This window comes from Nocardia wallacei (assembly GCF_029868745.1).
In the GTDB taxonomy this organism is placed as follows: domain Bacteria; phylum Actinomycetota; class Actinomycetes; order Mycobacteriales; family Mycobacteriaceae; genus Nocardia; species Nocardia wallacei_B.
This window is the reverse complement of sequence record NZ_JARWOP010000014.1, coordinates 1-14,631: the sequence shown is the minus strand read 5'-3', so window position 1 is coordinate 14,631 and position 14,631 is coordinate 1. Positions and strand designations below refer to the sequence as shown.

Sequence of the window (14,631 nt, the reverse complement as noted above, 5' to 3'; positions counted from 1 at the left end):
CCACGAACTCGTCGATACCCTGGGCGTGGCGCCGCCCCGGGTGAGCCCGCCCCAGCGCCACCGGAACTCGGCGGGCGGGGCCCCCCGCCCCCTCGGGGCGGGGGCGCCGCCGTGCTCCGCCGGCGCGCCCGCCCCGCCCACCCGGCGGGGGGCGCGGTTGTGCGCGACGCACAGCATCCCCGCGCTGGGTGGGGTGACTGCGCGGCGGTGGGTCAGGCGGGGGCGGGGTGGCTTTCTCGGACGACGGCGCAGTGGCGGCAGGTGCCGAAAACTTCCATGGTGTGGCTGATTTCGGTGAAACCGTGCTGGCCGGCGATGGTCTCGGCCCACGCCTCGACGGTCGGGCCCTCCACCTCCACCGTGCGGCCGCAGTGCCGGCACACCAGGTGGTGATGGTGCCCCTTGGAGCACTGGCGGTAGACCGACTCGCCGGTGTCGGTGCGCAGCACATCCACCTTGCCGGCCTCGGCCAGGGATTGCAGTGTGCGGTAGACGGTGGTCAGGCCGATGCCCTCACCGCGGCGGCGCAGCTCGTCGTGTAGTTCCTGGGCGGAACGGAACTCTTCGATGTCGCCCAGCAGCGCCGCGATGGCGCTGCGCTGGCGAGTGCTGCGAACTCCGACGGTCTTGTCCTTTGTGCCCGTGTTGTCCGGCACGAATCACCCTTCCTCGGCATGTGCGACGGCATCGACGACGATACGTGCCAGGTGATCATCGACGAGTTCGTAGATCACCTCGCGCCCGGTGCGTTCCCCGCGCACCACGCCCGCCGACTTCAGGATGCGCAGGTGCTGGCTCACCAGCGGCTGCGTCACGCCCAGGGTATCGACGAGTTCGTGGACGCAGCGCGGCGACTCGCGCAGCTGCAGCACGATCGCGATGCGCACCGGTGCGGCCAGCGCACGCAGCAGCTCACCCGCGTTGTCCAGGATGCCTCGCGGTGGCACCGCCGGAGCGGAGGGAGCCCGATACGGATATGGGTCGTGGGGGATGGGGGTGGGCGCCTCCACGGCGACGCGGCTACGCCGTGCGGGGGCACCACTGTCGGCGGTCATCGAACCAACTCCTTATTGGAAACCGATGCCATTATTGGTATGCAAAGGTGCGCATGTCAATCCGACACTCTGTGCGCGAGTCGAGTGATCGCGGGCACGGTGCCCGTGATGTGCGGATACTGCTTCGACCGCGCCGGGGCCGTGCCGATACTCTGGACCGAATCGCTTACCACACTCATCCAGAGGGAGAGCTCCAGTCGTGGCACCCAAGTCGAAGGTCGACACCGTCGCCAACCTCGCCAAGCGCCGGGGTCTCGTCTTCCCCAGTGGCGAGATCTACGGAGGCACCAGGTCGGCGTGGGACTACGGCCCGCTGGGTGTGGAACTGAAGGAGAACATCAAGCGGCAGTGGTGGCGGTCCATGGTGACCAGTCGCGACGACGTGGTCGGCCTGGACTCCTCGATCATTCTGCCGCGTCAGGTGTGGGTGGCCTCGGGTCACGTCTCGGTGTTCAACGACCCGCTGGTCGAATGCCTCAACTGCCACCGCCGGCACCGGCAGGACCACCTGCAGGAGGCGTTCGCGGAGAAGAACGACATCGCCGATCCGGACACCGTGCCGATGAGCGGCATCGCCTGCCCCGACTGCGGCACCGTCGGCCAGTGGACCGAGCCGCGCGACTTCAACATGATGCTCAAGACCTACCTCGGCCCGATCGAATCCGAGGAGGGCCTGCACTACCTGCGCCCGGAGACCGCGCAGGGCATCTTCGTGAACTTCGCCAACGTGATGACGACCGCGCGCAAGAAGCCGCCGTTCGGCATCGCACAGATCGGTAAGAGCTTCCGCAACGAGATCACCCCCGGCAACTTCATCTTCCGCACTCGCGAGTTCGAGCAGATGGAGATGGAGTTCTTCGTCAAGCCGGGTGACGACGAGCAGTGGCACCAGTACTGGATCGACACCCGCCTGGCCTGGTACACCGACCTCGGTATCGACCCGGAGAACCTGCGGCTCTACGAACACCCGAAGGAAAAGCTCTCGCACTACTCGACCCGCACGGTCGACATCGAGTACCGCTTCCACTTCCAGGGCAGCGAATGGGGCGAACTGGAGGGCGTGGCCAACCGCACCGACTTCGACCTGAAGACGCATTCGGAGCATTCGGGCCAAGAGCTGAACTACTTCGACCAGGCCACCGGCGAGCGCTACACCCCGTACGTGATCGAGCCGGCGGCCGGTCTGACCCGCTCACTGATGGCGTTCCTGATCGATGCCTACACCGAGGACGAGGCGCCGAATGCCAAGGGCGTCATGGAGAAGCGCACCGTGCTGCGGCTGGACCGCCGCCTGTCCCCGGTGAAGGCGGCCGTGCTGCCCCTGTCCCGCAACGCCGACCTGTCGCCGAAGGCGCGCGATCTCGCCGCGCGGCTGCGCAAGAACTGGAACGTGCAGTTCGACGACGCGCAGGCGATCGGCAAGCGCTACCGCCGCCAGGACGAGATCGGCACCCCGTTCTGCATCACCGTCGACTTCGACACCCTCGAGGACCAGGCGGTGACCGTGCGCGAGCGCGACTCGATGGCGCAGGAGCGAATCGCGCTGGACCAGGTCGAGGGTTACCTGGCACAGCGGCTGATCGGGGCGTAGGCGGCGTCCGCGTACCGAGATCGCCCGCATGAAAGCCGTTTTCGATGCCGCGGGCGTGCGGGGTTGGCTGCACGCCCGGTGCCTCGGATGCGGTGGTGAAATCGGTTGCGGCGCAGACGAACCCGTGGTGCTGTCGTCGGTGGTGAAGGTGCCGCTGGTACTCGAGCTGGCGCGGCAGTTCGGCGCGGGGCAGCTCGATCCGGCCGACCGGGTGTGGTCGACGGCGGCTTATCGCCTGGGCGGTCCGGGCACGTCGGGGTGCCGCGACGATGTCGAGTTCAGTCTGCGCGATGCCGCGTACCTGGCACTGTCGGTCAGCGACAACTCCGCCGCGGACCTGCTGTTCGACCGCGTGGGGCTGGACAATGTCCGATCCCTGGTGCGAGAACTGGGGCTCGAGCGCACCCGGATCGTCGGCTCGCTGCGTGACCTGCTCGCCTCGATGGCCGAGGATATGGGCGTCGCCGACGCCGCGGAGTTCGCGCGCCGCTACCCCGCGCTGTCCGACGCCGAGGTGTTCGCGCTGCGCATCCTCGATCCCGCCCGCACCTCGGCGAGCACGCCGCGCGAGATGACCCGGCTGCTGGAGTCGATCGCGCACGACCGCGCCGGATCGCCGCAGGCCTGCGCCTGGGTACGGGAATTGATGGGCCTACAGCTCAACCAGCATCGGCTCGGTTCCGCATTCGCGTCGGACGTACGGGTGTGGAGCAAGACGGGAACGCTGCCGAGCGTGCGCAACGAGATCGGCGTCGTCGAGTATCCCGGCGGATTGCGCTGCGCCGTCGCGGTTTTCACGCGCGCGGAGGTGCTGGACACGCGAATGCCGCACGTGGACAGGGCGATCGGGGAGGCGGCGCGCGCGGCGATCGAAACCATCGATCATCGCCGCCCGATCAGTACGTGCCAGGGCAGTGCCTCGTCCTGAGCCGGGGCCGGCATCGAAACCCCGTCCGTGCGAAGCACTCCGACGATCAGATCGGCGAGCCGCCGGACCGCCGGATGCGGCGCGTCGGTCAGCCAGGCCAGTGACATCCGCCGCCGCAGCACGCCGCCCGTGATCGGCCGCCAGACCACCCGCGGCTCCTTCCGCGCCACCATGCCCTGGTCGAACGCCACGCCCTGACCCGAAAGAACCAGTCCCAGCACGAATTCCGGGTTCTGCGCGTGCACCACCGCGGTCGGGCGGAAGCCGTGTTCCGCGCAGGCGTGCAGGGTGGCGTCGTAGGCTCCCGGCGCTGCCGCCCGCGGAAACAGCACCAGGCCGTGCCCGGCCAGGTCGGCCGGTGCCAGTTCCGCCCGCGCCGCCAGCGGCGAATCGCGCGGCAGCACCACGCCGAGCGGGGTGTCGACCGCCGGGCCGAGTTCGAGGCCGGTGACGTCGGCGGGATGCTGCAGCAGGCCCGCGTCGAGTTGCCGATCGGCGAGCAGGCGCACTTGTTCGGCGGTGGTCAGCTCCTGCAGGTCCAGGCTCGGTTCGGGACATTCGCGCTCGAACTCCGTGCGGATCGCGGCCAGTACCCGGCCCGCCAGATCCGGCGGCACGCCCACCCGCAGCGCGTCCATCTCGCCCCGATGTGCCTTGCCGACAAGGGCTTTCGTGCGATCCCAGCGGGCCAGCAGCGCGCGCGACTCGGCCAGCAGGATCCGCCCCGCCGGGGTGAGTTCGACGCTGCGGCTGGTCCGGTCGAACAGCCGCGCGGCGAGGTCCTGTTCCAGTTCCCGGATGCGCTGGCTCAGCGACGGCTGCGCTATCCCGAGGCGATCGGCGGCCCGGCCGAAATGCAGTTCCTCGGCGACGGCGACGAAGTATCGGAGCTTGCGCAGCGGGTCCACGCTGCGACGATAGTTGACGCGCTATGGGTCGGCGCGACGATCGGTCTTGGACGTATGTCTCATCCCCGTGGTTCGGTACCGGCATGACAGACCTGAACAGGAGACGGTTGTTCGGAGTCGGCGCGGCCGCCGCGGCGGCGCTGACGGCGGCCTGTGCGAGCGGAGGCGGCGGCCCGGCCGCGAGCGATGCGACCCTGCGCTGGTGGGGCAACAACGGCTGGGAGATCCGGATCGGCGGCAAGAGCGTGCTCATCGATCCGTGGCTGACCCGCTTCCGGACCGGCACGTACGGCAAGGACGGCGCGGACCCGCAGACGCCGCTGTCGGTCGACACCGCGCTGATCGATGCCCATCTCGCCGCCGGGCTGCGCGCCGACCACATTCTGGTCACGCACGGCCACTACGACCATCTCACCGATGTCCCCTACCTCGCGCAGTGCACCGGGGCGACCGTGCTGGGCACCGAGACGCACCTGAATCTGCTTGCCGCGCTGGGAACTCCGGAGTCGCAGCTGGCGCTGGTGACCGGCGGCGAGGACCTCGCCTTCGACGGCTACTCGATCCGGGTACTGCGCTCCCTGCATTCCGAACTCGGCGCGCGCGCCCAGATCCCCTATCCGGGAACACGTCCCGGCCTCGGAGCGGTGAAACTCGAACGGCCGCAGGTGATAAGCGATCTGGTCGAGGGCGGCACGCTGGCCTACCAGGTCACCGGCGGCGGCGTGAGCATGCTGAACTTCGGCGGCTCCAACTACATCGAATCCGAGGTGGCCGGGCTGCGCCCGGACGTGGTGATGCTGCCGACGGGCGGCGCCATGGTGCGCGACTACGTGACGCGGCTGCTGCGCGCGGTCGGACACCCGAGGTATGTGCTCCCGACGCACTGGGACGATTTCGATTACCCGCTGGCCGAACCCGCTCGCGACGCCGGTGGCCTGGAGCCGCTGCGTGGCGCCGTGGCGGCGGCGAGCCCGGACAGCGAATTCGTCGTGCTGGGACACCTGCAATCCTTCACGCCCTGACCTGCCGGGAGTGTGAACCCGGCCGGAACCGGAAACTGCAGAGGTGTGGGCCGGAAATATCGGCGCCCGGTGCGCTGTTCGGCCTGCACAAGGACCTCCAACAGGAAGGGCGACCCATGGCGCGGGCGGTCAGGTTCGATCGGTACGGCGATGTCGACGTGCTGGACGTGGTGGAGGTACCGGATCCGAAACCGGGGGCCGGACAGGTGGTGGTCGCGGTGGTCGCGGCCGGTATCAACCCGGGTGAATCGAAGATTCGGGCCGGGCTGCTGCACGAGCGCTGGCCGGCGACGTTCCCGTCCGGGCAGGGCAGCGACTTCGCGGGCCGGATCGCCGCCCTCGGCGCGGGAGTGAGCGGTATCGCGGTGGGTGACGAGGTGGTCGGGTTCACCCATCAGAGGGCGAGCCACGCCACGCACGTGGTCGTGCCGGTGGACCAGGTGGCGCCGAAGCCCGCCGGACTGTCGTGGGATGTCGCGGGCGCGTTGTTCGTGGCGGGCACGACGGCGTTCGCGGCGGTGCGCGCGGTGGAGGCGAAGGAGGGCGACACCGTCGCGGTCTCGGCGGCGGCCGGGGGAGTGGGAACCGTTGCGGTGCAACTGCTTCGGGCGCGCGGCGTGACGGTCGTCGGCATCGCCGGTCCCGCCAACGCGGACTGGCTGCGGTCGCTCGGCGTGGTTCCGGTCGAGTACGGTGACGGGCTCGCCGAACGCATTCGCGCCGCCGCTCCCGGCGGACTCGACGCCTTCCTCGACTTCCACGGCACCGGCTATGTGGAACTCGCCCTGGAGCTCGGCGTGCCACCGGAGCGCGTCAACACGGTCATCGACTTCCCGGCGGTCGAGAAGTACGGCGTGAAGGCGGAGGGCAACGGCGCCGCCGACACCATCGACGTCGTCGCGGAACTGGCCGACCTGGCCGCCGCCGGAACACTCACCGTTCCCATCGCCGCCACCTACCCCCTGGACCAGGTCCGCGACGCCTTCCGCGAACTCGAGCGGGGCCACACCCGCGGGAAGATCGTCCTCCATCCTTGATAGGAGAGGCGGTTTCCGCCCGTCCGTCCGGTCGGACCCTGCCACTACGATCGGGAGGATGATCGCGATCGATACCCCGTACACGGGTCATGTCTCGCCGGGCTCGAATCCGCAGCAACGCGACGTGCCGGGCGCACGCATCGTGAAGATGTCGGTCGGTCCGATGGACAACAACTGTTATCTGGTGCAGGACACCGCCACCGGCGCGGCGCTGCTGATCGACGCGGCCAACGAGCCGGACCGCATTCTCGAGCTGCTCGGCCAGGAGGTTCCCGGGCAGCTGCGGCAGATCGTCACCACCCATCAGCATTTCGACCATTGGCAGGGGCTGGAGAAGGTGGTCGCGGGCACCGGCGTCCCGACTGCCGCTCATGAGCTGGACGCCGAGCCACTGCCGGTCTCGCCGGATCGTCTACTGGCCGAAGGCGAGACGGTCCGCCTGGGCGAGCTGGCCCTGGAAGTGATCCATCTGCGCGGGCACACGCCGGGCTCGGTGGCGCTGGCACTGACCGACGGCGCCGGGCGCACCCACCTGTTCACCGGGGATTCGCTGTTCCCGGGCGGCGTGGGGCGCACCACGTCACCGGCGGACTTCGACTCGCTGTTCGGCGATGTCACCGGCAAGCTGTTCGACCGCTACGGCGACGACACGGCGGTCTACCCCGGTCACGGCGACGACACCACGCTCGGCGCCGAGCGCCCGCAACTGGCCGAGTGGCGTCAGCGCGGTTGGTGAAAACCCGCTGGGTGCAGCACACGTCACACCGCAACCTCGGCGTGATCGAGCACTGGCAGACTCGGGGAATGCCCTCGGCCCCGACCCGTCCCGCGCCCGCCCGCTCGGCCATGCCCGCGCTCCGCACCAGCGGTTCCTCGATACTGCGTTGGGCGCGCCGGCTACTCGTGGGCACGGTGCTGATGGCGGTGGTGGTCGTGGGCGGCACCGCGATCCGGGTGTGGCAGGTGGCCCGCATCGACGACTACTCCCGCGCTGACGCCATCGTCGTGCTGGGCGCGGCGCAGTACGACGGCACCCCGTCGTCGGTGTTCGAGGCGCGGTTACAGCAGGCGCAGAAGCTGTTCGGCCGCGGCGTGGCCCCGCTGGTGATCACCGTCGGCGGAAAACGCACCGGCGACAACTACACCGAGGCCGCCTCCGGCAAGCAGTACCTGGAGAATCAGGGCGTGCCCGCGGACCGGATCCTGGCCGTGGAGACCGGCTCCGACACACTGCAGAGCATCGAGGCCGTCGCCTCCGCGATGCACCAGCGCGAGCTGTCGTCGGCGGTGCTGGTCAGCGATCCGTGGCATTCGCTGCGCACCCGCACCATGACCCGCGACGAGAACCTGCGGGCGTGGACGGCGCCGACCCGCACCGGCCCGGCCGTCTACACCCGGGAATCCCAGCTGCACGGCATCGCCCGGGAGACCGTGGCGCTGCTGTGGTACCACCTCACCCATTTCTCCGCGGACTTCAAATACACCGCGGAGCAGTGACTTTCGCAGGAGCAGGCATGAATGGCGACACGGACGCCTACGGTGATCCGGATCGCGAGCGGATGGTCGCCGAGACCTCCGACACCGCGGGACTGAGTTGGTCGCCGGTGCCCGCGCGGCGCAGCGACTACGCGCGCGACCGGGCCCGGGTGCTGCATTCGGCGGCGCTGCGCCGGCTCGCCGACAAGACGCAGGTGATGGGTCCGCGCGACGGCGACACACCACGCACCCGGCTCACCCATTCGCTGGAGGTCGCCCAGATCGGCCGCAGCATCGCCGAGGGCCTGGGCTGCGACCCCGACCTGGTCGACCTGGCCGGACTGGCGCACGACATCGGCCATCCGCCCTACGGCCACAACGGCGAACGCGCCCTCGACCAATTCGCCGACGCGCACGGCGGATTCGAGGGCAACGCGCAAAATCTGCGCATCCTCACCCGGCTGGAGCCGAAGGTCTTCGACGACGCCGAGAGTTTCGGGCTCAACCTGACCCGCGCCGCATTGGACGCCACGGTCAAATACCCTTGGGGCAGAACGGCTCCGGGCACGAAATTCGGTGCGTACGACGTGGACCTGCCACGCCTGGACTGGGTGCGCAAGGGCGCGCCCGAACGTCGGCAGTGCCTGGAGTCGCAGGTCATGGACTGGTCCGACGACGTCGCCTACTCGGTGCACGACGTCGAGGACGGGGTGATCGCGGGCCGCATCGATCTGCGCGCCCTCGCCGATCCGAGCGAGCAGCAGGCCCTCGCCGAACTCGGCCGCACCCAGCACCGCACGCTGAGTCTCGATGAACTGGTCGCCGCGGCCGGTCGGCTGTCCGAGCTGCCGGTGATCGCGGCGGCCGCCGAGTACGACGGCACCCTGCGCGCGTCGGTCGCGTTGAAGCGGCTGACCAGCGACCTGGTGGGCCGGTTCGCGACCGCGGCCGTGGAGGCCACCCGCGCGACGTGGGGCGGTCGACGGCTCTGCCGTTACGGCGCCGACCTGGAGGTTCCGCGGATCGTGGCGGCCGAGGTCGCGATGCTCAAGACGGTCGCGCTGCGCTACGTGATGTCCGACCCGGAGCACAACAAGCGGCAGGCCGCCCAGCGCGAGCAGTTGCTGCTGGTCGCCGAGCATCTGCTGACGTCCGCCCCGCACAGCCTCGACGCCGTGCTGCTGCCCTGGTGGAACGAGGCATCCGACGACACCGCACGCGTCCGGGTGATCGTCGACCAGATCGCCTCCTACACCGAGAGCCGGTTGGAGCGGGTCGCCGCGGGGTTGAGCGGCGGGGCTAGACTCGGTGATCGTGGCCGGAAGACTCCCTGATCGTGACATCGCGGCAATCCGTGAGCGGGTCCGCATCGAGGACGTCGTCGGCGAGTACGTGTCGCTCAAGCGGGCCGGTGCCGATTCGCTGAAAGGGTTGTGCCCGTTCCACGACGAGAAATCACCGTCGTTCCATGTGCGGCCCAACCACAGTCACTTCCACTGCTTCGGCTGCGGGGAGAGCGGCGACGTATTCGCCTTCCTGCAGAAGATCGAGCACATCGGGTTCGTCGAGGCCGTCGAGCAGATGGCCGACCGGCTCAACTACAAGATCAATTACGAGGGCGGCGGCACGTCGGTGCAGCGCGACCGCGGCACCCGCTCCCGGCTGGTTGCCGCCAACGCCGCCGCGCACGAGTTCTACGCCGCGCAGCTGAACGAGCACGAGGCCGAGACGGCCCGCAAGTACCTCACCGAGCGCAATTTCGACGGCAATGTCGCCCGCCAGTTCGGCTGCGGTTATGCCCCCGGCGGCTGGGACACGCTGACGAAACACTTGCTGCGCAAGGGATTCGAATTCAAGGAGCTGGAGGCGGCCGGGCTGTCGAAGCAGGGTCGGCGCGGCCCCATCGACCGCTTCCACCGCCGATTGCTGTGGCCGATCCGCAACCTCGGCGGCGACATCATCGGTTTCGGCGCGCGCCGCCTGTTCGACGACGACCAGATGACCGCCAAGTACATCAACACCCCGGAAACGGTGCTGTACAAGAAGTCTCAGGTGCTGTTCGGCCTGGACCTGGCGAAGCGGGAGATCGCCAAGAGTCACCAGGCGGTCGTGGTCGAGGGCTACACCGATGTGATGGCCATGCATCTGGCGGGCGTGAAGACGGCCGTCGCGTCCTGTGGCACCGCCTTCGGCGACGAGCATCTGTCGGTGCTGCGCCGGTTGCTGATGGACGACAACTTCTGGCGCGGCGAGATCATCTACACCTTCGACGGCGACGAGGCGGGTCAGGCGGCGGCGCTGAAGGCGTTCTCCGGTGATCAGAAACTGGCCGGGCAGACCTATATCGCGGTCGCCCCCGACGGCCAGGATCCGTGCGAGCTACGCCAGCGCTCCGGTGACGGCGCGGTGCGCGATCTGGTGGCGCGCCGGGTTCCCTTGTACGAGTTCGTGATTCGTGGCCTGCTCGCCGAGCACAACCTGGATGCCCCGGAGGGCCAGGTGGACGCGCTGCGGCGCGCGGTGCCGGTGGTGGCGCAGATCAAGGACAACGCGCTGCGCAAGGCGTACGCGACCAAGCTGGCCGGGTGGGTCGGCTGGGACGACATTCAGCTGGTGGTGCGGCGGGTCGGCGACGCCGCCCGGCGCGGGCCCCGCAAGAGTGGCGCTCCGGTCCGTGAATCCGCTTCGGCCGCAACGGTTTCCGAGCATCCCGCGGCACGGCCCAATCCGAACGATCCGGTGCTGGTGCCGCAGCGGCAGGTGCTGGCGGCCGCGCTGCAGTATCCGGCGCTGGCCGGGCCGGTGTTCGATTCGCTCGAGCCGGAGGCGTTCACCCACCCGGCGTTCGTCGCGGTGCGCGCCGCGATCGCGGAGGCCGGCGGCACGGGCGCGGGTCTGGGCGGGTCCGAATGGGTGAGCCGGGTCGCCGATCACACCGACGACCTGACCCTGCGCGCCTTGGTTTCCGAACTGTCCGCCGAGCCCCTGCCGGTGAAGTCGGTCGACGACATCCAGCGCTTCGTCACCGGCGTGCTGGCCCGCACCCAGGAGGCCTGGGTGGGCCGCCAGATCGCGGAGCTGAAATCCAAACTGCAGCGGGTCTCCTCCACGGAGCAGCCGGACGCCTACATGGCACTGTTCGGCGACCTCGTCGCGCTCGAACAGTACCGGAAAAGCCTGCTGGCCCAGGCGATGGGCAACGGCCCCGACTTCGCAGCGGGGTAGCTGCGGAGCTCTAGCTCAGCGGCGGAGCTGGTCCTGGGGGACCAGGATCGTGGTGCGCTCGTCGATCGGTTGCATCGGTTCCAGTTTGGGCTGGGTGCTGAGCTTGTCCGACAGCTTCTGACGGCTGAGCTGGACGAGCTTGCGGGTGACCGGACTGGACGTGATGGCGCGGGTGGTCTTGCTGATCTGCTCGTAGCGGGCTCGCCCGGCCTTGGTGCCGAGCACGTATCCGGCTGCGAGGCCGATGATCAACCGCAGCATTCCTTGGGCTCCTCCCAGTCACTGTCCGCGCCGTACATCCTGCCCGACGCCCCGTTGTGCTGTCGATCCGGCTGCCCCCACGCCCGACGACACCAGCCCCACCATGCCAGAAGGGTCCGACAGACTCGCACCGCGCACGCTTATCCGCCCAGCGCGTCGAAGACCGTTTCGGCGCGTTCGCGCGAGTCGTACATCGCCCAGGCGGTGTCGGCGATCGGGTCGGGGTCGAGGGTATGCCCCTCGGCGGCACCGTATTTCGCGGGGTCCGCGGTGACCATGGCGTGGATGTCGCCGCGTTCCACCAGGCCGCCGATGGTGAGTGTGCCCGCGTACACGCCGCGGTCGGCCATGGCGGTGTGCAGGGTGAGGGCGTAGTTGCGCAGGGCCGCGGCGGCCAGGGCGAGCTGGCCGAGCATCGGCATCGGCCGGACGCTGGACAACCCACCGGCGAACATCAGCCCGCCGGTGCCGCGTTCCAGCATGCCGGGCAGCACGGCCTGCGCGACCTGCACGGCGGGCCAGACCCAGTCGAAGGCCGACTGCGCGGTCGGGATGTCGAGGTCGGTGATCGGGACGATCGACTGCGTGGTCGGTCCCGGGCCGTAATAGGCGAAGCCGATGTCGCCGATCTTCGCGATGTCGGCGAGTACCTCGGCGAGGCGGTCCCGGTCGGTGACGTCGGCGGTGTGCGCGGTCGCCTCGATGCCGTGGTCCGCGAGATCGGCCAGATAACCGTCGTGCCGGTCCGCGCTGCGCGAGACCACGGCGACCCGGAATCCGGCGCGGCCGAAGCGGCGTGCCATCGACATGCCGAGGCCGGGGCCGACCCCGATGATCGCGGCGACGGGTGTGCTCATGGTGTTCCTCCAGAATATTGAGGGGTGCCTCATTTTCAATCGAAGGCTAGCACTAGATTGAGGGAGCCCTCAAGTTTGTAGAATGGGCCGGTGACGAAACCGATGCGCCGCGACGCGGCCCGCAACCGTGACCGGTTGCTGCAGGAGGCCGCCGGTGTGTTCACCGAGCAGGGCTTGGCGGCGTCGCTGGAGGAGATCGCGCGCCGCGCCGGGGTCAGCATCGGCACCCTCTACAACCATTTCCCCACCCGCGACGCGCTCGTCGACGCCCTACTTCCGCCCCGGCTGAACGCCCTCGACGAGTTCGCCGAACAGGCTGCGGCCGAACCCGATCCGTGGCTCGCGTTCGCCGGTTTCGTGGAGCGGATGCTGACCCAGCTCACGACCGACCGAGGTCTGCTCGAGGCCTTTACCGGCGACCATCCGGCTGCCGCTCGGCTGGCCGAGGCCTGTGCGCGGGGGATGACGCACTTCACGGCGGTCCTCGACCGTGCCCGGCGCGCCGGGGTGATCCGCGCCGATGCCACCGATCAGAATGTGGTGCATCTGGTTTGGGCATTGTCGCTGCTCGGTGAGAACACCGGGGCGTCGGCATGGCGGGAGTCGCTGCCGTTCGTCCTCGACGGGTTGCGCGCCGGCCGTCGGTGACTCGGACTGGCTACGATGACGGCGGTGTCCCCGAGGCGAAAGCGAGGAGCGGGTGCTGGGTGACGAGCCGGTGACCAGCGCCTACGCGCGGAACGCGGAATATTGGATCGAGATCGTGCGCGAGCGGCTCGATCCGTATCAGGCCCGCCTGACCGACCCGGCGTTGCTCGAATTACTCGGTGACTGTGGCGGGTCGACCGTTCTCGACGCCGGGTGCGGCGAGGGCTATCTGTCTCGCGAACTGGTCCGGCGCGGCGCCGCGCACGTGTACGGGGTCGATACCTGCGAGGAGTTCATCGTCGCCGCGCGCACCCATCCCGACCATCGGCCCGACTCGTCGACGTTCCGGCACGCCGACGTGGCGGCATTACCGTTGGCGGACAACAGTATCGACGTGATCATCGCGAACCGCCTGCCGAACGGGATCGCCGGGCCCGAGCGGCGTTTCGCCGAGTTCGCGCGGGTGCTGCGGCCGTCGGGGCGGATGCTGCTGCTGGGCATGCACCCGTGCTTCTACGCCGCCAGGACCGAACGCGGCAGCGCCGGAACCGGTTTCGCGGTCGACGCCTACTTCGGTGTGCGCACCGTGGAACAACGGTTCGAGGTAGCGGGGAGGGTTTCGCCCGCGCCGTCGGTCCAGAGCTTCTATTCGCTGGAGGCGTATCTGGGCATGATCACCGCGGCGGGATTCGCGATCACGCGGCTGCTGGAGCCGCACCCGACCGACGAACTGCGGGAGCAGGATCCGTGGTGGGACGAGCACTTCGTCCGCCCGCTGTTCCTTCTGTTGGAGTGTGTGCCGTACCGGACGTGACGGTCGTCGGCGACTCCGTTCAGCACCGACAGGAGTGTGAATGAGGCTGCACCGCACTGTGTTCCGTGGAAAGGTGGGCTGGGCGGTCCTTGCCGCCGTAATCGTGGCCGCCGGGCTCGTCGTCGTGCTGCCCCGGATCTCCGGTGCGCGACCGCCGTTCGATCCGGCATCGGTGCCGGGTACCCAGGTGGTGTGGGTCACCGCGGCGCCGGGCGCCGATCGCGGCACGCTCGAACTGTGGGAGCGCGGTGGTTCCGGAAAGTGGGAGCGCACCCTCGCGACACCGGCATGGGTTGGTAAGCAAGGGATTTCGGATCGAGCTGCCGAGGGGTCGGCGTATACGCCGGAAGGCATCTTCACTTTGACCGAAGGCTTCGGCCGGTCACCGGTGGAATCGAAGCTGCCGTACCTGCCGGTCGACTCCTCGAATACCTGGTGGTGGGTCTCCGATCCGGCGAGCCCGCTGTACAACCGGAGTTATCGGTGTGCCGAGGCGGAGTGCCCGTTCGACACCCGGGCGGCGGAGAATCTGGGCAGAACCGTGCCGCAGTACGACTACGCGCTGGTCATCGACTACAACCGCGATCCGGTCGTGGGGGGTAGGGGGTCGGCGTGTAGCAGCTGGCGGATACGGTCCAGTTGGGGGCGGTCGATGCGGCCGCCGGCGGTGTCCAAGTCGGTGGTGTCCAGGCCCAGGAGGCGGAGGCCGCCACCGGGATGGTGTCGTACTCGCAGGTCGGGCGCGGGTAGAAGTCGGCCAGGGTGTGGTAGGCGCCGTCGTGCGCGGGCACGCCGAGGGCCTGGATGCC

General features: G+C 69.3%; 15 protein-coding genes and 1 pseudogene. 10 read left to right on the top strand and 6 right to left on the bottom strand.

Translation table 11 applies throughout. The annotated features are described in order from the left end of the window. Positions 1-212: 212 nt before the first annotated feature. Complete coding sequence (locus tag QH470_RS00415) at positions 213-656, bottom strand: Fur family transcriptional regulator (protein WP_280270215.1); 444 nt, start codon at positions 654-656, stop codon at positions 213-215. 3 nt (positions 657-659) lie between these two features. Next, positions 660-1,055 (bottom strand): ArsR/SmtB family transcription factor, encoded by a 396-nt coding sequence (locus QH470_RS00410; RefSeq protein WP_228823488.1) that lies wholly within the window; start codon positions 1,053-1,055, stop codon positions 660-662. A 199-nt stretch (positions 1,056-1,254) separates the two neighbouring features. On the opposite strand from QH470_RS00410, the gene QH470_RS00405 reads away from it, so the two are divergent. Next, the gene (locus tag QH470_RS00405) at positions 1,255-2,646 is read left to right on the top strand and encodes a glycine--tRNA ligase (RefSeq protein ID WP_280270214.1); all 1,392 of its coding nucleotides are present in this window, start codon (positions 1,255-1,257) and stop codon (positions 2,644-2,646) included. A gap of 28 nt (positions 2,647-2,674) precedes the next feature. Continuing rightward, positions 2,675-3,574, top strand: a complete 900-nt coding sequence (locus QH470_RS00400; RefSeq protein WP_280270213.1) for a class A beta-lactamase-related serine hydrolase — start codon at positions 2,675-2,677, stop codon at positions 3,572-3,574. Here QH470_RS00400 and QH470_RS00395 read toward each other — a convergent pair. Beyond that, positions 3,529-4,482, bottom strand: a complete 954-nt coding sequence (locus QH470_RS00395) for a LysR family transcriptional regulator (RefSeq protein WP_280270212.1) — start codon at positions 4,480-4,482, stop codon at positions 3,529-3,531. The two genes, QH470_RS00400 and QH470_RS00395, sit on opposite strands and share 46 nt — an antisense overlap. Positions 4,483-4,565: 83 nt before the next feature. Between QH470_RS00395 and QH470_RS00390 the strand changes: the two genes are divergently transcribed. The 6 genes from QH470_RS00390 to dnaG all read left to right on the top strand — a co-directional run bounded on the left by QH470_RS00390 (position 4,566) and on the right by dnaG (position 11,242). Continuing rightward, a complete protein-coding gene (locus tag QH470_RS00390; protein WP_280270211.1) occupies positions 4,566-5,504 on the top strand; it encodes an MBL fold metallo-hydrolase in 939 nt (312 codons plus the stop codon). 116 nt (positions 5,505-5,620) lie between these two features. Next, the gene (locus QH470_RS00385) at positions 5,621-6,541 is read left to right on the top strand and encodes an NADP-dependent oxidoreductase (RefSeq protein ID WP_280270210.1); all 921 of its coding nucleotides are present in this window, start codon (positions 5,621-5,623) and stop codon (positions 6,539-6,541) included. 58 nt (positions 6,542-6,599) lie between these two features. Further along, positions 6,600-7,277 (top strand): MBL fold metallo-hydrolase, encoded by a 678-nt coding sequence (locus tag QH470_RS00380; RefSeq protein WP_280270209.1) that lies wholly within the window; start codon positions 6,600-6,602, stop codon positions 7,275-7,277. A 68-nt stretch (positions 7,278-7,345) separates the two neighbouring features. Next, positions 7,346-8,038 carry a YdcF family protein gene (locus QH470_RS00375; protein ID WP_425302564.1) on the top strand — a complete coding sequence of 231 codons (693 nt, stop codon included), beginning with the start codon at positions 7,346-7,348 and terminating at the stop codon, positions 8,036-8,038. A 17-nt stretch (positions 8,039-8,055) separates the two neighbouring features. After that, positions 8,056-9,351, top strand: coding sequence for a deoxyguanosinetriphosphate triphosphohydrolase (locus QH470_RS00370; RefSeq protein ID WP_280270208.1), 1,296 nt, complete (start codon positions 8,056-8,058; stop codon positions 9,349-9,351). Continuing rightward, the gene (gene dnaG / locus QH470_RS00365) at positions 9,332-11,242 is read left to right on the top strand and encodes a DNA primase (RefSeq protein WP_280270207.1); all 1,911 of its coding nucleotides are present in this window, start codon (positions 9,332-9,334) and stop codon (positions 11,240-11,242) included. Before QH470_RS00370 ends, dnaG begins: the two co-directional genes overlap by 20 nt. 15 nt (positions 11,243-11,257) lie before the next feature. Here dnaG and QH470_RS00360 read toward each other — a convergent pair whose 3' ends face one another. Next, positions 11,258-11,503: a hypothetical protein gene (locus QH470_RS00360; protein ID WP_280270206.1), complete on the bottom strand. Its 246-nt coding sequence runs from the start codon at positions 11,501-11,503 to the stop codon at positions 11,258-11,260. 140 nt (positions 11,504-11,643) lie between these two features. Beyond that, positions 11,644-12,360 (bottom strand): SDR family NAD(P)-dependent oxidoreductase, encoded by a 717-nt coding sequence (locus QH470_RS00355; RefSeq protein ID WP_280270205.1) that lies wholly within the window; start codon positions 12,358-12,360, stop codon positions 11,644-11,646. A gap of 90 nt (positions 12,361-12,450) precedes the next feature. Between QH470_RS00355 and QH470_RS00350 the strand changes: the two genes are divergently transcribed. Both QH470_RS00350 and QH470_RS00345 read left to right on the top strand, forming a co-directional pair. Then, positions 12,451-13,008: a TetR/AcrR family transcriptional regulator gene (locus QH470_RS00350; RefSeq protein WP_280270204.1), complete on the top strand. Its 558-nt coding sequence runs from the start codon at positions 12,451-12,453 to the stop codon at positions 13,006-13,008. Between the two features lie 52 nt (positions 13,009-13,060). After that, the gene (locus QH470_RS00345) at positions 13,061-13,822 is read left to right on the top strand and encodes a class I SAM-dependent methyltransferase (protein WP_280270203.1); all 762 of its coding nucleotides are present in this window, start codon (positions 13,061-13,063) and stop codon (positions 13,820-13,822) included. 566 nt (positions 13,823-14,388) lie between these two features. Here QH470_RS00345 and QH470_RS00340 read toward each other — a convergent pair. Continuing rightward, a pseudogene (locus QH470_RS00340) lies at positions 14,389-14,631 on the bottom strand (mammalian cell entry protein); the annotation flags it as partial.

Coding starts and splice junctions, on each gene's coding strand:
- QH470_RS00380 (WP_280270209.1), top strand. CDS start 6,600: ATGATCGCGATCGATACCCCGTACACGGGTCATGTCTCGCCGGGCTCG.
- QH470_RS00385 (WP_280270210.1), top strand. CDS start 5,621: ATGGCGCGGGCGGTCAGGTTCGATCGGTACGGCGATGTCGACGTGCTG.
- QH470_RS00400 (WP_280270213.1), top strand. CDS start 2,675: ATGAAAGCCGTTTTCGATGCCGCGGGCGTGCGGGGTTGGCTGCACGCC.
- QH470_RS00375 (WP_425302564.1), top strand. CDS start 7,346: ATGCCCTCGGCCCCGACCCGTCCCGCGCCCGCCCGCTCGGCCATGCCC.
- QH470_RS00360 (WP_280270206.1), bottom strand. CDS start 11,503: ATGCTGCGGTTGATCATCGGCCTCGCAGCCGGATACGTGCTCGGCACC.
- QH470_RS00370 (WP_280270208.1), top strand. CDS start 8,056: ATGAATGGCGACACGGACGCCTACGGTGATCCGGATCGCGAGCGGATG.
- QH470_RS00390 (WP_280270211.1), top strand. CDS start 4,566: ATGACAGACCTGAACAGGAGACGGTTGTTCGGAGTCGGCGCGGCCGCC.
- QH470_RS00410 (WP_228823488.1), bottom strand. CDS start 1,055: ATGACCGCCGACAGTGGTGCCCCCGCACGGCGTAGCCGCGTCGCCGTG.
- QH470_RS00355 (WP_280270205.1), bottom strand. CDS start 12,360: ATGAGCACACCCGTCGCCGCGATCATCGGGGTCGGCCCCGGCCTCGGC.